Source organism: Methanolobus sp., assembly GCF_030682845.1.
GTDB lineage: Archaea > Halobacteriota > Methanosarcinia > Methanosarcinales > Methanosarcinaceae > Methanolobus.
On record NZ_JAUXNK010000049.1, the window covers coordinates 26205 to 51741 of the forward strand.

At 47.8% G+C, this 25537-nt stretch carries 26 protein-coding genes; 14 read left to right on the plus strand and 12 right to left on the minus strand.

From position 1 onward, the window contains the following. Positions 1-14 precede the first annotated feature (14 nt). On the plus strand, positions 15-860 hold the full coding sequence (locus tag Q8J68_RS05740; protein ID WP_305310577.1) for a CHASE4 domain-containing protein: 846 nt from the start codon (positions 15-17) through the stop codon (positions 858-860). Then, positions 817-2559, plus strand: coding sequence for an ATP-binding protein (locus Q8J68_RS05745; protein ID WP_305310611.1), 1743 nt, complete (start codon positions 817-819; stop codon positions 2557-2559). The genes Q8J68_RS05740 and Q8J68_RS05745 overlap by 44 nt, the downstream gene beginning before the upstream one ends. 96 nt (positions 2560-2655) lie before the next feature. Here the strand turns inward: Q8J68_RS05745 and Q8J68_RS05750 are convergent, their stop codons facing one another. Continuing rightward, positions 2656-3030 (minus strand): SRPBCC domain-containing protein, encoded by a 375-nt coding sequence (locus tag Q8J68_RS05750; RefSeq protein ID WP_305310578.1) that lies wholly within the window; start codon positions 3028-3030, stop codon positions 2656-2658. 196 nt (positions 3031-3226) lie between these two features. Continuing rightward, positions 3227-3403, minus strand: a complete 177-nt coding sequence (locus tag Q8J68_RS05755) for a 4Fe-4S binding protein (RefSeq protein WP_305310579.1) — start codon at positions 3401-3403, stop codon at positions 3227-3229. Between the two features lie 191 nt (positions 3404-3594). Here Q8J68_RS05755 and Q8J68_RS05760 point away from each other — a divergent pair, with 191 nt between their 5' ends. Further along, a complete protein-coding gene (locus Q8J68_RS05760) occupies positions 3595-5220 on the plus strand; it encodes a methyl-accepting chemotaxis protein (protein WP_305310612.1) in 1626 nt (541 codons plus the stop codon). Positions 5221-5332: 112 nt separating this feature from the next. Here Q8J68_RS05760 and Q8J68_RS05765 read toward each other — a convergent pair whose 3' ends face one another. Further along, positions 5333-7573 carry a CDC48 family AAA ATPase gene (locus Q8J68_RS05765; RefSeq protein ID WP_305310580.1) on the minus strand — a complete coding sequence of 747 codons (2241 nt, stop codon included), beginning with the start codon at positions 7571-7573 and terminating at the stop codon, positions 5333-5335. Between the two features lie 107 nt (positions 7574-7680). Next, positions 7681-8379 (minus strand): (5-formylfuran-3-yl)methyl phosphate synthase, encoded by a 699-nt coding sequence (locus Q8J68_RS05770; RefSeq protein ID WP_305310581.1) that lies wholly within the window; start codon positions 8377-8379, stop codon positions 7681-7683. 44 nt (positions 8380-8423) lie between these two features. Here Q8J68_RS05770 and Q8J68_RS05775 point away from each other — a divergent pair, with 44 nt between their 5' ends. After that, on the plus strand, positions 8424-9131 hold the full coding sequence (locus Q8J68_RS05775) for a HisA/HisF-related TIM barrel protein (RefSeq protein WP_305310582.1): 708 nt from the start codon (positions 8424-8426) through the stop codon (positions 9129-9131). A gap of 30 nt (positions 9132-9161) precedes the next feature. After that, on the plus strand, positions 9162-9395 hold the full coding sequence (locus tag Q8J68_RS05780) for a hypothetical protein (RefSeq protein WP_305310583.1): 234 nt from the start codon (positions 9162-9164) through the stop codon (positions 9393-9395). Here Q8J68_RS05780 and Q8J68_RS05785 read toward each other — a convergent pair. The 3 genes from Q8J68_RS05785 to Q8J68_RS05795 all read right to left on the minus strand — a co-directional run bounded on the left by Q8J68_RS05785 (position 9382) and on the right by Q8J68_RS05795 (position 11846). Continuing rightward, entirely contained in the window at positions 9382-10899 is a 1518-nt protein-coding gene (locus Q8J68_RS05785) for a PAS domain-containing sensor histidine kinase (protein ID WP_305310584.1), read from the minus strand. The two genes, Q8J68_RS05780 and Q8J68_RS05785, sit on opposite strands and share 14 nt — an antisense overlap. Positions 10900-11059: 160 nt before the next feature. Then, on the minus strand, positions 11060-11665 hold the full coding sequence (gene tmk, locus Q8J68_RS05790) for a dTMP kinase (RefSeq protein WP_305310585.1): 606 nt from the start codon (positions 11663-11665) through the stop codon (positions 11060-11062). A 52-nt stretch (positions 11666-11717) separates the two neighbouring features. Continuing rightward, a complete protein-coding gene (locus Q8J68_RS05795; RefSeq protein WP_292461861.1) occupies positions 11718-11846 on the minus strand; it encodes a hypothetical protein in 129 nt (42 codons plus the stop codon). A gap of 94 nt (positions 11847-11940) precedes the next feature. Here Q8J68_RS05795 and Q8J68_RS05800 point away from each other — a divergent pair, with 94 nt between their 5' ends. Continuing rightward, on the plus strand, positions 11941-12615 hold the full coding sequence (locus tag Q8J68_RS05800; protein WP_305310586.1) for a DUF166 domain-containing protein: 675 nt from the start codon (positions 11941-11943) through the stop codon (positions 12613-12615). Between the two features lie 34 nt (positions 12616-12649). After that, positions 12650-14410, plus strand: coding sequence for a DNA polymerase/3'-5' exonuclease PolX (gene polX / locus Q8J68_RS05805; protein WP_305310613.1), 1761 nt, complete (start codon positions 12650-12652; stop codon positions 14408-14410). Between the two features lie 22 nt (positions 14411-14432). On the opposite strand, the gene Q8J68_RS05810 is transcribed toward polX, so the two are convergent. Then, a complete protein-coding gene (locus Q8J68_RS05810; protein ID WP_305310587.1) occupies positions 14433-15875 on the minus strand; it encodes a methanogenesis marker 14 protein in 1443 nt (480 codons plus the stop codon). 10 nt (positions 15876-15885) lie between these two features. After that, positions 15886-16278 carry a thioredoxin gene (trxA, locus tag Q8J68_RS05815; RefSeq protein WP_305310588.1) on the minus strand — a complete coding sequence of 131 codons (393 nt, stop codon included), beginning with the start codon at positions 16276-16278 and terminating at the stop codon, positions 15886-15888. A gap of 188 nt (positions 16279-16466) precedes the next feature. On the opposite strand from trxA, the gene Q8J68_RS05820 reads away from it, so the two are divergent. The 5 genes from Q8J68_RS05820 (at position 16467) to Q8J68_RS05840 (ending at position 21083) form a co-directional block, all read left to right on the plus strand. Continuing rightward, positions 16467-16655 (plus strand): hypothetical protein, encoded by a 189-nt coding sequence (locus Q8J68_RS05820; RefSeq protein ID WP_305310589.1) that lies wholly within the window; start codon positions 16467-16469, stop codon positions 16653-16655. After that, positions 16652-17677: a restriction endonuclease gene (locus Q8J68_RS05825; RefSeq protein ID WP_305310590.1), complete on the plus strand. Its 1026-nt coding sequence runs from the start codon at positions 16652-16654 to the stop codon at positions 17675-17677. Before Q8J68_RS05820 ends, Q8J68_RS05825 begins: the two co-directional genes overlap by 4 nt. Positions 17678-17772: 95 nt before the next feature. After that, positions 17773-17982, plus strand: a complete 210-nt coding sequence (locus Q8J68_RS05830) for a heavy-metal-associated domain-containing protein (RefSeq protein ID WP_305310591.1) — start codon at positions 17773-17775, stop codon at positions 17980-17982. Between the two features lie 40 nt (positions 17983-18022). Further along, complete coding sequence (locus tag Q8J68_RS05835) at positions 18023-20815, plus strand: heavy metal translocating P-type ATPase (RefSeq protein WP_305310592.1); 2793 nt, start codon at positions 18023-18025, stop codon at positions 20813-20815. A 25-nt stretch (positions 20816-20840) separates the two neighbouring features. Then, complete coding sequence (locus tag Q8J68_RS05840; protein WP_305310593.1) at positions 20841-21083, plus strand: hypothetical protein; 243 nt, start codon at positions 20841-20843, stop codon at positions 21081-21083. Between the two features lie 32 nt (positions 21084-21115). On the opposite strand, the gene Q8J68_RS05845 is transcribed toward Q8J68_RS05840, so the two are convergent. Continuing rightward, positions 21116-22099, minus strand: a complete 984-nt coding sequence (locus Q8J68_RS05845; RefSeq protein ID WP_305310594.1) for a radical SAM protein — start codon at positions 22097-22099, stop codon at positions 21116-21118. Positions 22100-22292: 193 nt separating this feature from the next. Between Q8J68_RS05845 and Q8J68_RS05850 the strand changes: the two genes are divergently transcribed. After that, on the plus strand, positions 22293-23453 hold the full coding sequence (locus Q8J68_RS05850) for a Coenzyme F420 hydrogenase/dehydrogenase, beta subunit C-terminal domain (protein WP_305310595.1): 1161 nt from the start codon (positions 22293-22295) through the stop codon (positions 23451-23453). 177 nt (positions 23454-23630) lie between these two features. Then, positions 23631-24446: a methyltransferase domain-containing protein gene (locus Q8J68_RS05855; protein WP_305310596.1), complete on the plus strand. Its 816-nt coding sequence runs from the start codon at positions 23631-23633 to the stop codon at positions 24444-24446. A gap of 45 nt (positions 24447-24491) precedes the next feature. Here Q8J68_RS05855 and Q8J68_RS05860 read toward each other — a convergent pair whose 3' ends face one another. Next, the gene (locus Q8J68_RS05860) at positions 24492-24692 is read right to left on the minus strand and encodes a CooT family nickel-binding protein (protein ID WP_305310597.1); all 201 of its coding nucleotides are present in this window, start codon (positions 24690-24692) and stop codon (positions 24492-24494) included. A gap of 14 nt (positions 24693-24706) precedes the next feature. Then, positions 24707-25510 carry an ArsA-related P-loop ATPase gene (locus Q8J68_RS05865; RefSeq protein ID WP_305310598.1) on the minus strand — a complete coding sequence of 268 codons (804 nt, stop codon included), beginning with the start codon at positions 25508-25510 and terminating at the stop codon, positions 24707-24709. Positions 25511-25537 lie beyond the last annotated feature (27 nt).

Consider the following 25537-nt stretch of genomic DNA (forward strand, 5'->3'; position numbering starts at 1 on the left):
TCGTCTTGCTTGCCTTGACTACAGAATTAATAATTGAGGATAGTTTTTCCAGCCTTGAAGAGCGGGAAGTTGCAACTAATGTTTTCAGAGCCAAAGCATCTATTGATTCCAGGACAAATAATCTTCTGGCTACGGCGAAGGATTGGGGCCAATGGTCAGACACCTATGAGTTTATGCAGGGAGACAGCAGTTATATTGATAATAATCTTGATGTCGTGACTATGGCAAACCTGCAGATAGATATGATGCTGTTCTATGATATCTCCGGTAATCTCTACCATGCTGCCGGAGTGGATCATCATACCTATGAAGAAAGAGAGATATCAGCAGCTTTTATCGACCACGTAAATAAAGAGCATCTTCTTTTCTCAGAGCCCTCTCTTCAAAAACAAATCTCAGGAATAATAAGCACTCCAGAAGGACCGATGATGGTTGGAACAAGTGCTATAACTCCAAGCCCCAGCGAAGAAACTGTTGCAGGCACTATTGTGGTCGCAAAGTTCCTGGATCCCGAGTTTGTCGAGGAAATGGAGGAAATGACCCAGCTATCTATAAATATAAAAGAGGTTGATGATGAGGTTTCAACTCTGGCTGAAAACACCGCCATCCTGCAAGGTAACGGACGTTTAAAGATAGATACTATAAATAAGGGCACTGTCACAGGCACCACCATAGTGGATGACATTAACGGCATCCAGGTACTGAACCTGCAGATAGAGATGCCAAGGGATGTTTACCAGCAGGGTCAGTCTGCCATGAAGTATGTACTGTTTGCCATGATTATAATTAATTTACGGGCTTGTACTCTTGCTACTGATGGAAAAATCCGTGCTGGCGCGTCTTACCCTTCTCAGCCGTAACGTAAGCGCGATCACTGAGAAGGGATCGCTTTCTTCCCGTGTGCATATGGATGGAAACGACGAGTTGCACATGCTTGCAGACGACATAAACTATATGCTGCAAACACTGGAAAATAACGAAATCGAACTCCAGGCGGCTGAGCATGAGAACCAGCAGAAGATGGCTACAGTGCTTGCAAACATAATCAGCGGGATTCTGATCATAGACTCTCAGACAAAAAGAATAGTAGATGTCAACCCTGCGGCAGAGGAGATCATCGGGCTTCCTAAAGAAGACATAGTAGGACATAAATGTCACGATTTCATGTGCTCTGCAGAGAAGGGAAAATGTCCGATAAGTGATATTGGGATGAGTATGAACAGGTCAGAGTGCATGATGCTCAATGGAGAAGGTCAAAAGATATGGATTCTTAAATCGGTAGTACCTGTGACGCTATCAGGAAAGGATTACTTTGTCGAGAGCTTTGTGGACCTGAGAAAGATAAAGGAAGTCGAAGAGAAACTCATCCAGGCAAGGGTAGCAGCTGAGACTGCAAACCGTGCCAAGAGCGATTTCCTTGCAACCATGAGCCATGAGCTGAGAACACCTCTTAACTCTATAATCGGATTTTCTGACCTTATAGCCAGTGGTAGCGTTGGAGAAATATCCGACAGGCAGAAGCGATTCATTGAGAACATATCCACAAGCGGGAAGCATTTGCTTGCTCTCATAAATAACGTACTCGATCTGTCGAAGGTAGAAGCAAACAAGATGGAGCTGCATTGTGAGATTTTCTCTGCTGCAGATGTATTCTCCGAAGTGAAACAACTCATCTCACCCCTTGCTGCCAAAAAAGGACTCATGGCAGAATTCATCATAGAAAATGACATTACAAACATATATGCGGATAAGACAAGATTCAAGCAGATACTCTTTAACCTGATCAGTAATGCCATCAAATTCACACCATCAAAGGGCACTGTCACTATTTCTGCAAGCCGGAAAGAATATATGGCAAGGTTCACTGTCACAGATACAGGCATAGGGATATCAGAGGATGGGAAAGGCAGACTGTTCCAGCCCTTCACACAACTGGATTCTTCAATAAACCGCCAGTACGCAGGAACAGGACTTGGACTATCCCTTGTGAAGCAATTCATAGAGATGCACAATGGAAATATATGGGTTGCCAGCGAGGTTGGAAAAGGCACAACCTTCACTTTTGAATTGCCCCTGATAAAAGGAGATGGAAATAAAGTAAGTCCGGGAAAGGCTGCAGGCATAGAGAATGCATTGGACGAGACAAATATTGTGTCTGGAACTATCAGGCCGGAAAATTCGATTTGCGAGAAGCCATTGATCCTGGTGGTCGAAGATGATGACAATTCCAGGGAACTGCTTGAGATAACCCTGGAAAATGAAGGTTACCGTGTGGCATCCGCGTCCTGTGGAAGGGAAGCTATCAAGCTTGCCGGGAAATTAAAGCCTCTCGCGATCACTCTGGACATCATGATGCCCGGTATGGATGGCTGGGATGTCCTCAAACACCTGAAAGAAGAGGAATGGACAAGGGAAATACCCGTGATCATTACTTCCATGCTGGATGACAAAGAAATGGGCAAGACATGGGGGGCAGTTGACTATTTCATTAAGCCTGTCGAGAAAGAGTTTCTGATAGCCACGCTGGAAAAGATAGAAAAGGATGCTTCAAAAAAATAATTTGTAAAAATGCAGCGGACAAATCTCGGAAGGCCCCTTCCTCTGAACTTGCTCTCCTTGAATGCGTTTGTAACCACATTCAGTTTTTCAACACATTCAGAGCCTATCCAGATATTCAGCGAGCTTGTCCAGAGATTCGAACCAACCCTGCTCCATATTAGCAAGATCGGTTTCGCTGATGCTTTCAATGTTGGGGTATTTCAGGGTCAACTTCGTCTTATCATCCTGTCCTTTGAATGTCACTGTAACAAGCATTTCAAGTGGCCATTCTCCGCTCGTCCCATAGTAGGAAGCCGGGACAACGTTGCCTTTCTCATCTGCAAAGGAATCCGTGGCTACGATTCTCTCCATGGGCACGATCTCGCGATAAACGCCGGTGCTCCAGAAGTCCTGGCCCTCGGGTGACCGCATGCAATAGAGATATGAGCCACCTGATCGACCCTGCAGAAGGGTGATGTGAAACACTCCCATTCCCCCTTCACTTCAATAATATTTGCTTAAGCTCAGAACATATTATCTCCTGGATGCAAACTGCACAACCCTATCCCGAGGGAATAATGCCAGAACTACTTTTCTGCCAATTACCAAAAATTCTTATCAGGACTGTAGCATAACACGCAGCCTGATTTACGAGAAACAGATTAAAAATCAAAAAATACCGGTGCTTTCAGGACATTGAAATTGCATCGACAGGGCAGGTATCCACACAATCACCACAATCTACGCATGCTTCCGCATCAACTACGGCAAGGTCTTTACCATTCATTGAGATCGCTTCCACGGGACATGAATCTACACATGCTACACACCCGGTACAAAGATCCTTATCGACAATAGCTGGCATCTGATTTCACTCCTATATTTACCTTTACAAACGACAATATAATGATAGTGTGGAACCCTCGGATAAATACCTGTCGGATTTGACTTGAATACAAGTGTTATTTATATTTTTTCATATATAATTATTTAATAGAAGGTGCCTCCCGGTTATTAATAAGAACGGACACCGATGTAGGTGTTGACTTTGAGGCAATACCCAGAGGTTTTAACGCGGTACTGGATGCTGTGATAAATCCATTGAACATGGCTGCCGATTACGTGGACCGTATTGCAAAAGGTGCTATTCCGGAAAAGATCACAGAACAGTACAACGGAGACTTCAACACCATCAAGAACAATCTCAACACCTGCATCGATGCAATAAATGCCATGGTTGCTGATGCCAATATGCTTTCCAATGCCGCTGTTGAGGGTAAACTTGATGCCCGTGCGGATGCATCCAGGCACCAGGGAGACTACAGGGAAATCATCGAAGGTGTCAACAATACACTCGATGCTGTTATCGGTCCTCTGAACGAAACTGCAAGGGTGATCACAGCCTATGCTGAAGGCGACCTGAGCACCAGGGTGACAATCGACGCAAAAGGAGAATTCAGGCAACTGGGTGATACACTGGATGGCTTTGGTGATACGCTACAGAGCATCATCAATGATTCATGCGAGGTTTTGAATTCCATCTCGTCCAATGACCTGACAAGGAAAATAAATGTTCACGGAGTTGGAGACTTCACACAACTCACAGATGGTGTGGAGAACTGCAGGTTGTCCCTGAACGAGATCGTTGCTCTTGTGAGCGAGAATGCTGAGAGTGTTGCATCTACGGCCGAGCAGATATCTTCCTCCAGCGAGCAACTCTCAGCCGCCAGCGAACAAATCACCAGCATTGTGACCGAGATATCCAAGGGTACGCAGATGCAGTCTGCCAAAGCTGAAGAGGTCTCAAGGGCAATGAGCGATATGAGCATAAGTGTCCAGGAAGTTGCCACTAATTCCGAGAAGGCTGCGCAAGGTGCTGTTGAATCCAACAGGCTCATCCAGAGCCTCGGAGATATGTCCAATGACCTCCTCTTAAAGATGAACGGCATCAAATCTGCAGTCGGTGACTCTTCCGCTGTCATCAAGGAGCTTGATGGCAAATCCAAACAGATAGGAGAGATCGTCAGTCTCATCACAAGTATTGCAGACCAGACCAACCTGCTTGCTCTCAATGCAGCAATAGAAGCTGCAAGGGCAGGAGAACATGGCCGTGGTTTTGCAGTGGTTGCAGATGAGGTTCACAAACTTGCTGAGGATTCAGGTAATGCCGCCAAGCAGATAGCACAGCTCATCCATCAGATGCAGAGCGGGACCCAGAATGCTGTCGCTTCCATGAAAGCAGGGACAGATGAAGTTGCTGCAGGAGCAGCCTCTCTTGAGAAATCGGTCGTTGCTATTGGAAAGGTCGTCGAGGCCGGGGATTCTATAGTAAGGATGGTCCAGGAGATTACCGCAGCTGCAGAAGAGCAGTCTGCTTCGATAGAGGAGGTCACATCTTCCGTGGAAGAGGTCTCTGCAGTTTCGGAGCACTCCGCAGCAGGAGCACAGGAGGCTTCTGCGTCTGTAGAGGAGCAGACAGCTTCAATGCATGAGCTCTCAAAGTCTGCCCAGGAACTTGCGGGCGTGGCTGCAAATATGCAGTCAGTGGTATCTAAGTTCAGGCTGGATACCGGAAGTGGTGATGCATCCATGAACTCAGATAGTGTCCGGAAAAGAGGAACTGAAGCATCTTCAAATATGAAGATGAAAAAAGCAGGGACTTCAAAGAAAGCATTTGTCTGATGCCGTGTGACTCTGCAGTGAAGTTTAGAGGATCAGATACAGAAAGGGATAAAAAAGTCCCTTTTTGTCACATAATTTTTTTCTTTTTTGAAACATTCCATGGATTCGCTTCCTACTGGTATCCGGTTTCCCCGCCAAGATCGGGGACCTTTTCTTCCTCATTGGCAGCATATCTTGCAAACGCCTCGGAGGCCTGCTCATAGAGGCTCATTGCGGTGCGGGACGTAGTTGGTTTGACACGACGTATGGCTTTCATGAAATGAACGGATGTTATCTTGATACCTACTACCCTGGATTTGGCTTCCTCCCTGCTTAGACCGGGAGTGACGATCTCGCGCAGGGCAAGCATGGAGGCTTCGCGGCAGATAGCTTCGATATCAGAGCCTACGTAGCCTTCGGTCATATGTGCCAGCTCATGGACATTCACATCATCAGCAAGAGGTTTACCATGGAGATGTATGTCAAATATTTTTTCCCGGCCTTTAGTATCCGGAGGGCGCACATATATGAGCCTGTCAAAGCGCCCCGGACGCAACAGAGCCGGGTCGACGATGTCCGGACGATTGGTTGCAGCGATTATTACCACGTCCCTGAGCTCTTCAACGCCGTCTATCTCAGTGAGTATCTGGCTCACCACACGCTCGCTTGAGTGGGCATCGATGCTTGATCCACGCTCAGAAGCCATCGAGTCAATCTCGTCAAAGAATATTACCGTCGGAGCAGCCTGTTTAGCCTTGCGGAAGGTTTCGCGCACTGCACGCTCCGACTCGCCCACATAGCGGCTTAACAGTTCAGGGCCCTTGATACTGATGAAATTGGCCTCACTCTCGGTGGCCACAGCCTTTGCCAGCATGGTCTTACCGGTGCCTGGAGGGCCAAAGAGCATGATTCCACGCGGAGGCCTTGTACTCACTGCCACAAACAGTTCCGGATACTTCAAAGGCCACTCCACAGCCTCAGAAAGCTCCTGCTTGGCAGCATCCAGACCCCCAATCTCATTCCACCTCACCGAGGGCACCTCCACAAAAACCTCACGCATGGCTGAAGGCTCGATATTTCTGAGAGCATCGTCGAAGTCCTTCCTGATCACCTGCAGCTTTTCCATGAACTCTGGAGGGATCTCATCCTCCACATCATCTATTTTAAGGTCGGGTAACATCCTCCTGAGAGCGTGCATCGCAGCCTCCTTGCACAGGGAAGAAAGATCTGCACCCACAAACCCATGCGTGACAGCGGCTATTTCCTCGAGGTTAAGCCCTTCCTCAAGAGGCATGCCCCTTGTATGGACAAAGAGTATCTGAAGACGACCTTCACGGTCAGGTATTCCTACTTCGATCTCACGATCGAACCTGCCACCCCTGCGCAGGGCTTCATCAATAGAGTTGGGGCGATTGGTTGCGGCTATGACAACTACCTTGCCCCTTGATGTAAGGCCATCCATCAGGGACAGCAATTGCGCAACTATCCTGCGCTCCATCTCACCCAGGACCTCATCACGCTTGGGGGCAATGGAATCGATCTCATCTATGAAAATTATCGAAGGAGCGTTCTTTTCTGCATCCTCGAATATCTGCCTCAGCTTGTGTTCACTCTCCCCATAGTACTTGGAGACAATCTCAGGGCCGCTCACAGATACGAAATTTGCATCTGTCTCACTTGCAACAGCTCTTGCTATCAGTGTTTTTCCCGTGCCTGGGGGACCATATAGAAGAACACCTTTGGGAGGGTCTACTGCAAGCTTCTGGAACAACTCCGGGTGTTTCAGGGGCAGTTCGATCATTTCCCTTACAAGCCCCAGCTCGCGCTTGAGACCCCCGATGTCTTCATAGTTGATCTGTCCTGCAACGCCCTCCTGCACCACAGTACTCTCCCTGAGATTTATCTGGGTATTCCTGGTAACCACCACAGGACCCGCAGGAATTGTTGAGAGCACTACAAAAGAAACGGGATTGCTGACAGCTTCCACCCTGATTGCCTGTCCTTTAATTATCGGGCGCCCCTCAAGTATCCTCAGGATGAAGCGCGGACCTCCTACAAGGCGGCTTTCTTTTGTGGGTGCGAGAGTTATCTTCTCAGCCTCGCTGACAGTAACCTTCCTGACCACCACCTTATCATCGATGCTGACCTTTGCATTATTCCTGAGGTTACCGTCTATCCGAATGATCTCCTTGCCAGCATCTTCCAGGTATCCGGGCCAGACGATAGCATAACATTTCTCCTTGTTCCGGATCTCAACAATATCACCGCTGATAACCCCGATAGATTCCATAAGGACCTTATCAAGCCTGGCAATTCCCCGGCCTGCATCCCTTGGGTAAGCCTGTCCCACACTTAAGGTAATTTCCTCAGTCAACTATGATCACCACAATAGAATATACGGCATATGCTAACTAGGTAATTGCTCAAACGGGATTTAAAAAGATTCCCACGACAAATAAGAAGATAAAAATGAAAGAGAGATCACATCTCTTTTTTCAGTTTAGCGACCAGTTCTTCCTGTATGACAGAAGTACGGTCACCGCCACATACCATGCCCCGCACGCCGATTATATCAGGCCGGATGCGCCTGAGCATGGGAAGATCCTCAAACTTGAGAGTGCCAGCCAGCGCGGATTCAAGACCATGGTCCCTGATAGCACCTGTGAACATTGTCAACTCTTCCTCGGTCATGAACTCAAAAGTTGAGCGCCCGTCCTTGATGCCTGTATCCACCATTACAACATCGACACCTGCCTGCGCACCGATGGCAGGAAGCAGGTGAGGAGATATGGAATTTATTCTCCTGTGATCAGAATAACCTGATGCTACAACCTTTTTGGAAGAGTCCAGGTCCTTGACAGAGCGTGTGATGTTGGTCAGCATCTCCAGAGCCTGCTCCTCAGTCTGGATATCATAGAGACCCACCTTGATATAGTGAGCACCTGCGACAGCAGCGCCAAGAGCCGCAAGGGAGGCGGTGCCGGGTTTATAGTTGAAGTCCCCTATCGTCGCACTTATAGGCTTTTGAGAGCCTATGGCCTCTTTCACGGATCTAATTACCCAGGGAAAATTAGCTCCCAGTGACCCTTCTTTAGGGTTTTTCACATCGATAATGTCAGCACCACCTTTGTGTGCTGCTATTGCCTCCTCAGGGCTAATGGGACTGACAAGTAACTTCATAGCATAACCTCTTTTTTATAGCATGACAGATGTATGAATTAAATATGTTTCGTATCCTTTTTGTTCTTGACGTATTCAACCGGACAGTAGTTCATGCGCAGGGCGGAAACAGGAGGGAATACAAGCCCATTCACTTTTCCAGCCGCATTTGCGATAGTTCGGATGCTATCAGGATAGTTGATACAGTAAAACCCAGAGAGGTATACATTGCCGACTTAAATCTCCTTGAAGATATAGGCAAGAGGGAAAAGAACTTTGAAGTCATCCAGGAAGTAGCCCGGAGAGCAAAGACAATGGTTGATGCCGGAATAACATCTCTTTCCGAAACTGAGGATATACTGGAGATAGTACCCACAATCGTACTTGGCACTGAAACAGCCTCCCTTGAAACAATAGAGGAAGTGTCTGTAAATTATCCGGGCCGCGCTGTAGTCAGTATTGACAAAAAATACGGCAGGATACTTACCAAGGATCCCGCTATGCCGGATGACCCCTTTGAGATAGTAAAGATACTCAACAGGTTCGATCTGCAGGATATAATAATCCTTGACCTTGACAGGGTCGGTACAACAAGCGGTGTAGACTCACAATTCTTAAGTAAAATAGCATCGATGTCAGAGCACAATGTACTTCTTGGCGGAGGAGTCCGCAACATCGAGGATATAGAAACACTTGAAAAAATAGGCCTTGAGGGCGCCCTTGTGGCAACTGCCCTTCATAATAGATCACTTCCTCTTGAGAAAGTACAATAAGATCACAATTCATTAGTTAATGGTGTAAATATGGCAGAGAATGAGGAATTAGTTGAAGTTGGCGAAGGATATGCCGAAATAAAGATGGGAGCAGGCTGGTTCCTGACAATCACCCTTGCATCCAGTGAAAAATACGAGAATGAATACATAGAGATAGCAAAAGAGAGAGCCGGGCAGAAAAAAGGGCGTTTCAACCTGAACCCCAAGTATGCGCGCACATTGGGCGAGGCGCTTATCAAATTCGCCGATGCTAACGAGCTTTAGGCCTATCCGGGTTACATGCAGCTTTGCTGAATGTGACCCAGAAAACACTGCCTTTTCCCTCAGGATTATCCTCGACTCCGTAACCGCCGCAGTGCATTTCCATGATACGTTTCACGATCGCAAGTCCAAGGCCTGTGCCCTTGACACCTTTCTTTTCCAGGCGCTTGAAACGATTGAAAACCGAGGTCTTATTCTCATCCGGAATTCCATCGCCCTGATCAGTCACTGTAACCCTGATAGTATCAGCATCTGTCAGGAAAGAGATGTCTATTCTTCCATTTTCCGGACTGTACTTGACAGCATTGGACAGAAGATTTGCAAATACTTCGCTCACTAAAGGATTCACATTGGAATAACATGGGCCTTGTGAAGAAAGGTTCATGGTTATGTTCTTTTCCTGTAAGTAGGATGTGAAATCCAGCAAAGTACTCCTGAACAGGTTCACAAGGTCAGTATGATAATAGTCTATCTCATCAATGCTGTTAAGCTTCTCATATTTGGAAGCACTCTCAATGAGATCAATGAGCCTTTTAGTGCTAGCTTCTATCACTTTAAGCAAATTGAGCTTTTCCTTGTCAATTTCCATTTCCTGCAAGATCTCAACATAGCCTTTGATAGTGCCGGCAGGAGTCAGAAGGTCATGTCTGATGATGTCTGAAAAGAGATCCTTTAATGCATTCAGCTGTTCCAGTTCTGCAGTATGTTTCTCAAGCTCCTCCTCATATTTTTTCTTATCGCTTATATCCAGTATTATCCCCTCAAACATGAACGGTTTACCCTGCTCGTCCTTGTGAAGCAGGGAAAGTTCACGAACCCAGAGAAACTCGCCGGTTTTCCTTAAAAGCCTGTATTCATGAGAAAAGCACGCTTCATCAGCCAGTGTGAACCGGCAAACAGCCTCAAGCAGTTTAGCCCGGTCCTGCGGGTGGATCATATCAATATAATGCATCTTCCCTGATTCGAGTTCCTCTTTGGTGTAACCAAGCTGAGAAATGTTCTCTGATACGAACAGGACAGGCCACCCCTCTTCAGAGGACCATTGCAGAACAATCACAGGGACTTCCCGATAGATCGATTCGAGCTTGCCGAAACCGGATAATTTATCAAGCAAACCCCTCTCCCGAAGGAAATAGTCACTGGTATCTTCAATATAGCAGACCATTCCATAGTAAGCGCCGTCTTCACCAAACAAAGGCACAAGGGATACTGACTGGTGCCGGAGACCTTTTTTAGGTGTGATTATTGGCATATTCTGCCAGGAAGATCTCTGAAGGGAATGTTTAGTATCCAGATAGAACTGCCTGAAGTTTGCTTTCCCTCCAAGAGTATAGTCCGGAATTGAATGGAACAGGCTCTTACCGATAACATCACAGGATGACATTCCCGAAATAGATTCCATTTCTTTATTGAAGAAAACAAAGTTATCATCTTTATCAAAGATGCATATACCCACCGGAGCATCCTGCAGAACCATAGAACCGAATCTCTGTCCTGTATTATCCAATTGTTCACCCACTAATCCTGACAAATGGAAGTCAATAGGTATCTTACACAGGTATTATAAATACATTACTTGCCCACCATATAATATTAATAGGTGCATAAAAGAAGAAATAAAGCAAGTCAATATAAAAACTGCTTTCAAAGGAGATAAACTCCCAGAGTCACAAATATGAAGAGATCGTCCTGATTACATCAGACTCGATCTTATCAGTACTTCTGCAGGCATCTATTATGACAAAAGAGGAGGGGTTTTCTTCAGCCAGGCGCAGGTAGTTCTTCCTGACCCCCTCCAGGAAACTAACTTTCTCGAACTTGGTCTTTTCGCCCCTGGTACCACATCGTGCAACTGCTTCCATAGGGTCAATATCAAAAAGAATCGTCAGATCCGGTGCTATAGTCCACTCTTTATGGATGTCCTGTATCCATTCAAGAGGGTCTTTGAACCTGCCTTGCAGTGTCATTCCCTGATATGCATAGCGGCTGGCGGAATATCTGTCGGAGATAACATTCCTGCCACTCTCCATGGATGGCAGGATCAGTTTGGAGATATGTTCGGCGTGGTCTGCTGCAAAAAGAAAAAGCTCTGCAAGGTGATCCGTGTCAGCATGTATGGCACGATTGACAGCTTCACCTATCCAGCTTCCCGTCGGCTCCCGGGTGAAAACGAAGTCACTAAAATCCGGATTTGAGGCAAGGGACTTTGCCATGGTAGATTTGCCTGAGCCGTCGATCCCTTCAAGAGTTATGAGTTTTCCCTTTGATGGCATGTATCATGAAAGAGAACGGATGATATTTAGCCTATTTGCATCCACGAGAAGTTCATGCACGAGACACGTTCTCAGAATCGCACTGGAAACATTTTACAGGAAAGCGATCCGGGTCTTCCTGGAACAGGAAGTCGCATATGTTGCATCGGAAATATACTGTTGATGGGTTGTAGTCATCCATGATATCACCTTAATTAATATAGAAAATAGTAATATAAAAATCTCTGCCAAAACATATAAAGTAAGGATGCCCATTTTCTGAAAAGGACAAATATATGACGACAATAGGAGTGATCACCAGAGGAAAGTACGGCAGGCGGCTTATTGAAACACTGCTGGCAAAGACAGCTCTTGATGTCGTTCACACATCAGTGCCTGAACAACTCCCGGGTTTTATTGATGAACCGGAAGGATACCTGAGCGAGCTTGCCCTTGATGACGCTGTATTCAGATCAGATATAGTGATAACTTACTCTCTTCATCCTGACCTCACTGCTGCGATTGCGCAGAAAGCCGGAAAGGATGGCGCCAGGGCACTCATCGTACCTGGAGGGGCTTCAAAAGCACCGTTAAAGGAGCTGGAACATATCTCAGAGAAATATGGGATGTACATCGAGATTGAAGATATCTGCTGTACCCTTTCCGATAATCCTGCAATATATGATTTCTCTTCAAAGCTGGCAAGCCCGGTGCTTTATATAGAAACAGATAACGGAAAAGTGTCAGATGTAAAGGTTATCCGCGGTGCTCCTTGCGGGAGTACCTGGCAGATGGCAAAAGAGCTGATAGGCACAAAGATAGAGGATGCGCCTGCCAGGGCAGGCTTGCTGATACAACAGTATCCTTGCAGAGCTGTGCGTGGAACCCTTGGCGGCATCCACCAGTCCGCCGAAATTCACAAGAGTGCGGTTGAGAAGGCCCTTCTCTCGAAACAAAAGAAGGAGGAGTAGGTAACTACAATACATAATCAGAGGAACGTTTGTGATGGACAATGCTGAGATTGCGGATATCCTCAACCGCATGGGCAGGCTGCTGGAATTCATGGGAGGGGACCCATTCAAGATAATGGCCTACGAAAAAGCTGCCAGGAGCATCAAAAGACTTGAAATGGACATAAGTAGCATCCATCAGGAAGGGCATCTCTCAGACGTACCAAATGTGGGGAAAGCCATAGAGGAAAAGATAGAGGAACTGTTGACCAAAGGGACTTTTGAAGCATACGAAAAGACTCTGGCTGAAATTCCTCCCGGAATTATCGAAATAATGGATATATCCGGCATCGGTCCCAAAACTGCAAAGATACTGTATGAAAGACTTGCCATTGAATCCACAGGAGAACTTATCAAAGCGGCAGAAGAGCATCGCATCCGCCGGCTCCCGCGTATGGGACCAAAACAGGAGGAAAGAATCCTGAAAGCAGCCAGGAACCGGGTTCAGAGCAGCGATTTCAGGAGAACTCCTCTTGCAGTTGCGACCGCCATTGAACAACAGATCACTGAGAAACTGAGCGTCAGCCCATATATAAAGAAGGTCGTACCTGTCGGAAGTCTTCGAAGAAAAATGGAAACAGTTGGGAATATTGACCTTTTTGCCCTTTCCGATGAACCTGAAAAAGCCATTGATGCCTTCATGCATCTTGGAAAAGCTGCTCCGGTGCCGGAAATCAGGAATCTGCATGAAGGAAGTGCACATGCAGCTATTGTCCATGAAAACGGCATAAGGATAGACCTGTATGTATGCTCCGGAGGTTGCTGTGGGTCACTGATGCAGTATCTTACAGGTTCAAAAGAACATAATGTCCGCCTGCAGGAAGTAGCGCGTGCCCAGGGATACACTGTCAGCGAGAAGGGATTGATCTGTAAGGAAAAAAGCCGAGATGAGGAAGGATTAACAAATGAAGCCGGAGAGTTTTCAGAAGAAGCAGACATCTATGAACTTCTCGGGCTTGGATACCTCCCGCCTGAACTCCGGGAGGACCGGGGTGAGGTCGAGGCAGGCCTGGAAAGGAGGCTCCCTGTGCTGATAGAGCGAAAAGATATCAAAGGAGACCTTCATGTCCATTCAAGATGGAGTGATGGAAGGAACACTATTGAAGAGCTTGCGTTACATGCAAGAGGACTTGGCTATGAATATATAGCCATAACGGACCACTCACCTTCCACGGGAGTCGCGAACGGCCTGTCCGAGCAGAGATTGCTTGACCATATACGCGAAATAGATGAAATCAATGACAGAATTGACGGTATCAGACTGCTCTCGGGCACTGAGTGCGACATCAGATCCGACGGCAGGCTTGATTACAGCAGCGAGGTCCTGGAGGGACTTGATATTGTTGTCGTTGCCGTGCATGCTGGTCTGGAACAGGACAGAAAAAGCATGACAAAGCGTGTTATTGCTGCGCTTGAGAATGAACATGTGGACATACTTGCCCACCCCACCGGGAGAAAGTTCGGAAAGCGTTCAGGATATGATATAGATATGGAAAAGGTCATGCAGGCGGCTTTTGATAATGACAAGGTCCTTGAGATCAATTCTTCACCTTCAAGGCTTGACCTGAATGACATGCATGCAAGAATGGCAAAGGAAGTAGGAGTGAAGATAGCCATCAATACGGACACGCATTCACTTGCACACTTTGACAACATCGACTATGGTATCGATGTTGCCCGCAGGGCATGGCTTGAGCCTGCGGATGTCGTGAATACGCGTGGATTAAAAGAGATATGTTCCATGTTACGGATATGAAACAGCATTAGATGGACATATTTTAATTTCGGTCTTTTCTCTTTTGTAGTTTTATACGTTGTCCCAGAATACACTTTCCACCCCTGTGGCCTCCAAGGGGATTGAATGTGGTACCCATGGAGTTCATGCACCTTGCCATGACAGCTGCGCCGCGTGCAAGGCCGTCATCCACGAAAACAACGTTCTCCTCGATCTTACGATTGATTCCAAGGTCATCCAGGTACTGCAGGATAAGTCTGGGTTTAGCTCCTGTAATACCTGCCCTGCCAGTAATACCGATGGCAGTATCTTCAAACACAAGGCCTTCTTCCTGTGCTACTTTCACCAGGCGTTGAACTACCCTTGCCATGACTATATCAATTACTGCAAAGAGTGTCTTTAGATTATGCTTCTCATATATCTCCGCTCCTATCTCTGACAACTTGTCCATATCTGTGCCATTGTTGCCAACATCACATCCGATGAGTACAACACCTATGGCATCGGCTGCCTCCGAATTGACTGGAACGCTTCCGTATCTCTTGCGGCCTTTAGGAACTCGCTCTATGAGTATGTACTTGTGGATCCGCTCAGCATACTCTTTTATAGCCTTACTTTTCAGTTTAAGGGAAAGCATACCCAGTGAGGTCTTGTCTGCGACATCAAGAGCAGTTCCTTTCTTGGAATCTACCAGCCCTGTCCCTTTGATAATGGCATCAGGGATCGCACCTGCATAACCACAGAAGTTCCCGATGGTCTTTGCATAAGGCAAATCAGGGCTGATGACCCTGCCATCAAGCGTGGTACCGAAGTCTATGGAGATGCAGGGGTTGCGAAAATCGATATCCACCCATTTGGCTCCCTCCTTTATCCCTGCGGTTGCCAGTTCGCCTTCCATCTCATTCGCGACGATCTCAACCCCTGTCGCTCCGGTGGGAGGCGTGACACTCGCCACAGCCCCGTCAAATACAACCTGTTCGAGCTTTGTGTGCTTGCGAAACCTCTCAGGCACATTGGACATACCCATTGGCGGCGTCATCCTGTTTGGAGGTACACCTGCCATCAGGCAGCCATCAGCAAGGGCTTTTATAAACTCTCCAACCTCATCAGGAGTGTCAAAGCCGGCAACAACACCTGTGGACCTTACCACAAAATGAATATCTTCCTTGATATCGAGATTTGACTGCTTCACTGCTCTAAGCAGGGTGTCCCGCACCATTTCGGCAACCGACTGGCGTGTCAGCTCCACACCATTGAGAGTTCGCCCAAAAACCTCTTCTCCTTCCTCGGGAGGACGGACATCTCTGGTCATGGTCACGATCTTGTTGACAAGGCGGGTCTTCCCGTCCTCGAGATTTGTGGCAGTAAGGATGCACTTGGTTGTGGTGTTGCCTACCTCTACCGATGCTACTATAAAATAAGGTTTGGATTTAAGGTCTATCAGGCGCACTGAAGGGCTTTCTGCGATCCTTGGTTTAAATCCCATTTTTCATTCCTCACATTAAAGGCTGCAGTCTCTGGATAATCCTTTGTTTTGGAACCGCACCTATTATCCTGTCTACAAGCTTGCCATTCTTGAAAACCAGCAGTGCCGGTATGCTGGTTATAGCATATTTTCCAGCAGTAGATTTATTATTATCGACGTTAAGCTTGCCAAAGACCACCTTTCCCTGAAGTTCGGCTGCCAGTTCGTCGATGATAGGAGAGATCATACGGCATGGACCACACCACTGCGCCCAGCAGTCCACAACCGTCAGGTTATATTTTAAGATGAACTCATCAAATACAGCATCTGTGATCTCGACAGGGCTACCCGGGTGCTCACGTTTCTCAAGCCCCTTCTTCAAACCTTCCATTTTCCTCTGCCTTATCTCATCTATTTCGTCCATTTGCTTACCTACCTTTAAAGAACCGGATCATCAATAACACTATAAAATGACGCTTTTTATCACTGCTATTTTTTCTGTATGTAGTTACATGCTTTGATAACTTAAAGTTTTGCATGGTTGTGCAATAATTGTACATAACCATACTGATATGTAATAGAATTATAATATAAATGTTACATCATTAATCATTGCGACTGATAGGAATGGCAGATAAAAAAGGAAAAACCACTCCTGTAACAGACAGGACCATTTTTGACCAAAAATGCATCACATGCGGGACATGGATGCAGAGGACCGTGAAAGTAGGAAGGAACGGGATAGGTTCATTCACATATTTCTGTCCGGAATGCGGCTTGTCTTATACTGTGGATGAATGAGCAAAATGGAAAAATGGTCGCCTGGACAACTGCAACAGATAGAGCCTTATGATTTTGAAAAGCTTCTGGCACAGCTTTTCAGGAAGATGGGATATGCGGTTGAAGAAACACAGTATTCCCATGACAGGGGCATCGACCTAATAATAAGGATAGTTCACTTCGGACTCTCGCACTCATGGATAGTGCAGGCAAAAAGATATACAGATCCCGTGGGAGTGAAAGCTGTCAGGGAGTACAGTAGTCTGAGGTACCGTGACAGGGTCGATGGGGTAATTATAGTTGCTACCTCCAGTTTTACGAGGCAAGCACAGGATGAGGCTGCAGAGCACAACGTCAAACTCATAGACGTTAACCTCCTTGTTGAGATGCTGAACCATTACCTCCCCGAAGAGAACAGGGGATTGTGTACAAAAGAAGCAACAGAAAATGGTGATGTACGGAACCATGAATCTTTTACTATTATGAGGAGAGGAGAGGAATTGCTTGCTGAGGAGCCTGTAAGCCTTGGAAAAGATAAGATGGTCATGGTGATAACAAGCAAGAACATCTTTTTCAAAAAGGAGTCAGGCCTGATTTCCAGAAAAGAAAACATAGAGCAGCGTATAGAGATGAAGGACATGGCGGGAGTACATGCTGACCAGCAGGGCCTCTTCCTTATAGCAGGGCAGAAACGCCTGAAAGTGTATCCTTTGTCCGCAAAGAGAAAAGACAGGATACTGGAACTTCTTGAGAGCCTCAGGCCAGAGTATGTGCGTGGGGAGCACCTGCTTAAGTCTGCAAGGAAGAACTCGACAATGACAATCCTCACAAATAAGCGACTGGCTCAGATTGGCATTGATAACGGGGAAATGGAAGACATTCCGTTATCAAAGATAATAAGTGTTGAAGCAGACGGCGGGTTCTTTAAAAAGGACAGTATCATTGTCTTCGAATCCTCAAATGGTGTGGAAAAGCACTTTTTTGAAGTGGACAACGCCCTGGAGTGGAAAGCTGTCATCGAGCAAAAGGTAAGGGTGGGCTGACATGAGCCTTTCGCATTGTTAACTGTCAAGAAACCCTTAATACCAAAGCACGAAATATAAGTTATACAACCTTGAACAGTTAATGGGAGTATAACATGAACCAAGAGACCATAAAGATCGAAGGGATGATGTGCGGACACTGCCAGATGACAGTGGAAAAAGCAATCAGGGATGTAAAGGGCGTCCAGGACGTGAACGTCAGCCTCGGCGACAAGCAGGCTGAAGTGTCCTACAATCCCGGGATCACAGACCCTGCAACTATAAGGTCCGCGGTCGTCAAAGCAGGCTATAAGGTCATGGATTAAGCAGGGTTTTTGCTGCGGATATTTTCTTGTGTTATCAGATATGAATACACATATCAAAGTGTATGGAATGACCTGTATGCACTGTCACAAGCGCGTGACAGATGCAATCATGGCCATTGAAGGCGTTTCTTCTGTTGATGTCAGTCTTGAGGATGAGAGCGCCACGTTGGAGTTTGACTCCGGGAAGACCAGCCTTGAAGAGATCAGGCAGGCTGTCACGGATGCTGGATATGAGGTCGGTGCAGAGGAATGCGAACTGGAGGAGCCTGCCGGATTGCCTGAGGCTGCCACGCAGGGACAGACTGCATGCCGGATAATCCCTGAAGAAGCGATAGATGAGCAAAAAAGACCTGATCCCGGTGTTTTGGAAGATTCCGTTTTCAGGATATCCGGTATGAAATGCTCGTCATGTGCTCAGAACATACAGGGCGTTCTGGGCAAACGCGACGGGGTTATCTCAGTTACGGTGAACCTTCCTCTTGAGAGAGCCACTGTAAGGTACGAGCCTGCAAAGGTCAGCCCGGAGAAGCTTGCAGAGGATATAGAATCCCTTGGCTACCATGTTGTGAAGGATCGTGTGACTCTCAATGTGGGAGGAATGACGTGCGCTTCGTGTGCCCAGAACGTCGAGAAGGTGCTAAAGAGGCTTGACGGTATCAGTTCGGTCAATGTTAACGTGTCCGTGGGGAAAGCCCGGATCGAGTACAATTCCTCTGTGGTTTCGGTAGAAGATATGAGAAAGGCCATCGAGGGCATCGGTTACTCGGCTTCCATGCCTGTTGACAGGCAACTTGCCGAGGACCGGGAAAGGAAAGAAAGGGAAGACGAGATCCGGAGACAGAGGAACAACCTCATAATTTCGGTAGTGATTGCAATCCCTGTCATGTTAGGAAGCCTGAAGCCGGTCTTCCCTGATTACTTTGGCTTCGTCCCGGATATCCTGGCCAACAGGAACGTGCTGTTTCTGCTTACAACCATCGTCATGGTATTCCCAGGAAGACAGTTCTTTGAGGGAACTTACCGGGGCCTGAAGCATGGAGTGACCGACATGAACCTGCTCATCGCCACAGGAACCGGCGCGGCCTACATCATAAGTGTTGCTTCAAGCTACCTGGACCTGGGGCCCGGCTACCATCATCTGTATTACGATACTGCCGTTATGCTTATTGCGTTCATTGTGCTCGGGAGGTACATGGAGGCCCGCGCCAGGGGCAGGACATCCGAATCCATCAAGAAGCTCATAGGGCTCCAGGCAAAGACCGCACTCATAATTGTCGACGGGCAGGAAAGAGAAGTGCCTGTTGAGAGCGTCGAGGTCGATGACATTGTTTTTGTCAGGCCAGGGGAAAAGATACCTGTTGACGGCGTAGTGATCGACGGGACATCAGCAGTTGACGAATCCATGATCACGGGAGAGAGCATCCCTGTTGACAAGAGCAAAGGGGATGTTGTGATCGGCTCTACATTAAACCGCAGTGGAGCCATGAAACTACGCGCCACCAATGTGGGCGCCGATACCGCACTTGCGCGTATAATAGAACTGGTGGAGAACGCACAGAATTCCAAGGCACCCATACAGAGAATTGCAGACGTTGTCGCCGGCCACTTTATACTCATAGTCCATGTACTGGCACTGGCAGCTTTCTTCTTCTGGTACTTTATCGGATTCGAGAGGTACGACGTGACCCTGAACTCAGGGATAGCGAGCCCCTTCCTGTTCGCACTGCTCATCTCCATCACGGTGCTTGTGATATCGTGCCCCTGTGCAGTAGGTCTTGCAACCCCTGCGGCCATAATGGTGGGCACAGGCAAGGGTGCTGAGAACGGTATACTCATCAAGGGCGGAGAAGCACTTGAAAGAACGCTGAAAATAGACACCATTGTCTTTGACAAGACCGGGACGCTCACAAAGGGAGAGCCTGAGCTTACGGACATAGTTCCTGTTGCAGAGCTCAGCGCCGATGAAGTGCTTGAGATGGCAGCGAGTGCTGAGAAGGGTTCTGAGCATCCGTTGGGAGAAGCCATCGTCAGGGGTGCAGAGCAACGCAAGCTTAAGTTAAGGGACGTTGAAGGTTTCAGGTCCATTGCCGGTAAAGGTGTGGAAGCGACCATTGAAGGCAGCAGGATATTGCTTGGGACCCGCAAGCTGATGACAGACAATGGTATTGACATCTCTTCGGTGGAAAAGACAATGGAAAGCCTTGAAGCACAAGGCAGGACAACCATGATAGCCGCAAGGGACGACAGGTTAGTAGGACTTGTAGCAGTCGCCGACACCCTCAAAGAGAACTCGAAGGAAGCTGTGGAGAAGATACGCAGCATGGGCATCGAGGTTGTTATGATCACCGGCGACAACCGCAGGACGGCCGATGCGATTGCATCAAGCATTGGTATCACACGGGTGCTTGCAGAGGTGCTTCCTGAGGACAAGGCCTCTGAGATCCGCAAACTGCAGGAGGAAGGCCGTATCGTTGCGATGGTGGGTGACGGCATTAACGATGCTCCCGCCCTGACCCAGGCAGACATCGGCATAGCCATGGGAGCAGGAACCGATGTTGCCATGGAGTCAGCACAGATAGTGCTCATCAAGAACGATCTGAGAGACGTGATAGCTTCCATCAGGCTTAGCAGGCTCACAATGAACAAGATCAAGCAGAACCTCTTCTGGGCCTTCGGCTATAATACACTGGGCATACCTCTGGCTGCGGGCCTGCTTTACCCGGTGGTGAAGACTATTCTCATCAGCCCGGAACTTGCAGCGGCCTTCATGGCACTGAGCTCGGTATCAGTAACCACTAACTCCATGCTGATGAAGAGAAAGAGAATAAAATAGAACAACAGCCGGAGGCCAGATATATATGAACGATCAGAACATGAGCAGAAAGAAAGGCAGGTACACCCTCATAGCAAGCCTGGTGACATCCATCCTGTTAGTGATCCTCTTTGCAGTCCTCTCCACGGCAGTGAACAGTTCAAGGGCAGTGCCACTTTACACACAGGTTGACATAATCGCAGGGATGATATTCGTCTTCGTGCTCAGTATGATTGTGTCGGCCTCTGTATGGCCTGCGGTCATTGAGAAAAGGGTGAAGGACAGGTAGAGCAGCAGCTATATTCTGCACTTCAATCAATATTACGGCTCGAGGTCAGAGTGTGGGTTGATGTCGCATCCCGTACAAGGCAGGCACATGGTTTCGAAGATATCAGCGCGCAGTCCATGCTCATCCAGCTTTTCCCGCAGGAAACGATTGAGCATAAGAAGTCTTTCCGCAGAAGGCCTCTCAATGAACACCTCACCTTCTCTCAGAGGATGTCTCGCAGCAGCCCTGAGTATGGGGACGACACCAATGGAAACCAGCTCTTCTATGCCTTTCATGGCAGACTCGTCAGATTCCCCGAGACCGATGATGAAGTTGGAACAGACCTTGTTCCGGCCGAATATTTCCACGCCTTGCCCAAGAGCCTGAAGGATGAATTCGAGATCCTGTTCCGGACAGACCTTCCTGTAGATATCCCGGTCCATTGTCTCCACATTATACTTCAGTTCATCCGCACCAGCACTTTTAAGCCTGCGGGTGGAGTCCTCTGTAGGATAGACAGAAACACCTATGGGGACAGAGTATATATTTCTGAGCTGTCGGATGAGCTTTTCAGCCCGGTCAACTTCCGCTTCTGCTGACTCCTCGACACCGGAAGTTATGGATATTGCCTGCATCCTGCCGGTGCTGTGGGCTTCCTCCATCATCTTCAGCATCTCATCCATGGACTTGACCTTGCCACTGAGCTTGGGAACAGGGCAGAATTTGCAATCGAAGATGCATTTCTCGCACATGGTGATGAAAGCCTGGTCAGGACAGTGGATGAGTTCAGGCTCAATGCTGCCTCTCGCAAGTTCGGTGCCGTCTTTGCTTATGACAAGCTCACTGTCCTGCATCCGGGCTTGCAGTGGTGAATCCTTTTTGACGGCAAGACGGACACGGTGCCCTGCAGAACTGAAAAAGAAGGCTACATTCCCGGCTCCGGGACCGGCTGTGGGGATGGTTAACCTGTGAATGAGAGAAGGATCCATGTTCACGGAACCTATTGAGATAAGCTGTGCTTTGGTTTCTGGCCTCATGAGTTCTCCGATACCAAGGGATGAGACGTTTTTTAGTTACGATATGTGCTATCTTCTGTGCAGGAATATTTTATTCTTTTCCTAGAATCAGCCAGGACATCAGGAAACTTCATGATTATACGCTTCAATTTTTATTATATAGATAGAAGGTATATTTATCTGGCATAATAACACAACTTTAAAAAGGTAAAGTATGCCAATCGATCCCATATGTAAGAACAAGGTGCAGGAAGACACTCCGTACTTCACAGAATACGGAGGGAAAAAATATCGTTTCTGCTCACCCGAGTGCAAAACAAAGTTTGATCACCTTGAAAAAAGCGTTATACGCCTCAAAAGGTCCATTGCCGAGAATGAGCGGATATCTTTTGGAAATCTGAGACGGGACATCATCAAGCCTGGAATATGCACCCTTTGCGGAGCCTGCGCTGCATCATGCGAATCCATTGCAATCGAGAACGAGCAGCCAAAACTTGTAGGCAAATGCACTGCCTGCGGAGTATGCTACAACCAGTGTCCCCGGACAATAACCACCGAAGAAGGCCTCATCGGCAAGATACGTCACGCCTACTGCGCAAAGACCGCGATACCGGACCTTAAGGGACAGGACGGGGCGGTGGTCACTTCCATGCTGGCATACGCCCTTGAAGAAGGACTCATAGACTGCGCCATAGTGACTGTGAAATCCGAGGAAGAGCCCTGGAAACCAGTGCCTGTCATAGCAAAGACATATGATGAAGTTGTAGAAGCCGCCGGGAGCATTTACAGCCACAGCATGACTATCGAATCCCTGATGAGTGCCGTAAAGCAGGGCATGAGAAGTATTGCATTTGTGGGTACAAGCTGCAATATTGATGCAGTTTACAAGATGCAGAAGAGCCCTTACGGTTTCCTGCACCTGTTCATGCGTGCCAATATCCTGAAAATGGGACTTTTCTGCATGGACACTTTCTCTTACGAGGGGATAAAGGAGTTTGTCCAGAGCAAGGACATGCGCCTGGAAGATATCGAGTCCATGAAGATCCGCAAGGGAAAGTTAGAGCTGCAGGCTTCGGAGGAGCTAAAGGTCTTTGGCCTTGAGGAACTGGACCGTTACAGGAGCAGTTCATGCAAGTACTGCACTGATCTTACTGCAGAAAGTTCTGATCTCTCCTTTGGAGGCGTCGGGACCCCCAAGAACTGGACCACGGTGCTTGCACGCTCGGGGCTTGGCTACGAGATCTATAATGAGGCGGCGGATAATGGTTACATAGAGTCCCGTCTGCTTAAGGAAAAGGAAATGAACAGCGTGCTCAACCTTGCAAAGATGAAGAAGATCCAGATGTATTCACTGCACCGCAGGGAGAATCCCTGATGAAGCATGCCAGCCACATGCACCTCCAACCTATTTTTAGATGTAAATTATATTTCAGTTGCCAGTTTTTTCGAACTCCATCCCCCTAAGATGGACAATTTTCCGCAGGCATCCTGAAAGAGAACTTTTGGGCATTAAGCCTCTATATTTTTAAGGACAGTCGCACAATATCCAGTCATGCCCTCCCAAAAATACCACGATTATGTCCACGGCTACTCCGAAAGGGAGTCTGTCCGCCTCTGCGACCAGGCAAGCACACTTGAAGAGCTCCTGCACAGCGATACCAAGTACCCCGCAGGCAGCCAGGTACTTGAAGCCGGATGCGGCATCGGCGCCCAGACAGTAATCCTCTCAAGGAACAGCCCGCAGGCCCGGATAACATCCATAGATATCTCAGAGGATTCCCTGAACAAAGCCAAGGAACGTGCCGCCAGTGAGGGGGTAAAAAATGTGGAGTTCCGAGTGGAGAACATCTTCGAGCTGCCCTTTAAGGATGAGAGCTTCGACCATATCTTCGTCTGCTTCGTGCTGGAACACCTCAAGGAGCCCGTCAAGGCGCTGACCAGCCTGCACAGGGTACTGAAGAAAAGCGGCACAATCACAGTTATCGAAGGAGACCACGGCTCATGCTTCTTCCACCCCGAGACCGAAGCCGGAGTAAGGGCCTGGAACAGCCTGGTGGAAGTTCAGGCAAGGCTGGGTGGCAATTCACTTATCGGCAGGCAGGTCTATCCACTTCTCAGGAAGGCAGGCTTCAGTGATGTTACTGTCTCTCCCCGCATGGTCTACAGCGATGCCAGCCGCCCTCACATGGAGGAAGGCTTTGTGAGAAAGACCATCATCCCCATGGTGGAAGGCGTCAGGGAGAATGCCATCGAGATGGGGATAATCGATGCAGGAACTTTTGATAGGGGAATTGGGGACCTGCACAGGACGGCGGGGGAGGAAGGGACGTTTAATTATATGTTCTTTAAGGGTATGGGGAGGAAATGACATCCCCTTCTTTTTCTTTTGATGCCAGAGAAGCAGAAGAGTGACTTAATTGCACTCGACCCTTTTCAGCACCATTTCCTGTGCAAATGCGTCAGCTACTTCTATGGTTGCGGCTTCTATCCGGGTTGTGTCTCCCATGATATCCATAAGGAACACATTTCCGTCCTTCTTCCGGGCCTTGATTATATCCGTCGCCACGACCGTCCTTTCGCCGTTCTCTTCCAGGTATACAGTAAAATCGCACATACTATCGTCCTCTGTTAATCTTTCTCATAATCAGCCGTGATGACATTCATTATATTCCTTATATCTTCAAGGACCGGGGAATCCGGCGCCATGTCCAGTATGAGGCTTCCCATCCTGTCAGCCTCTATGACCTTTTCGTCATATCTTACGGGGTAGGTCCTTTCTCCGTTGAGACACAACTCATCAGCCACCAGTTCAAGTTCTTTCCCGTCACGGATCTTATTGACAACAACAAGCTGCCTTTTGATGTTAAGGTCCCGTGCCAGCTTCAGAACGTGCCTTGCCACTTCCATGGATTTGGGGAAAGATTCCGCGATTACAAGGTTGTGATCGTAGTTCACTGCCAGGCCCCTGCCCAGTATCTCGGAACCTGCCTGTGAATCCACTATCACGATATCATACTGGTCTGACCACAGCGCTAGATAATCTATAAGGCGCTTGACTATGGAGATATAGGAACAGATGCATCCACCGCCACCTTCTGAAATGGTGCCCATGACAACAACCTTCACATCATCCTTCGCAGTCACCTGGTATTTTTCAAGGAATGCGTCGATGTTTATATTCGAGCTGTGGGTATGCCCCTCTTCCTCCCCGTCAAAGTCATCCTCGTAGAACTGCTCGTGTATCTCCTTCTTATCTTCCGCAAGGGTCCTGACCGTAGAAAAAGGCACGCCCAGTGACATTGCAAGGTTCATGCTCGGGTCGGTGTCTATGACCATTACGCTAAATCCCTGCCTGGCAAGCAGGCGTGAAAGAGTGGCTACGATAGTGGTCTTTCCGGCTCCTCCTTTGCCGGTCGCGATAATCTTCCTCATGTATACATTTCTCCATTTTTGATTGAC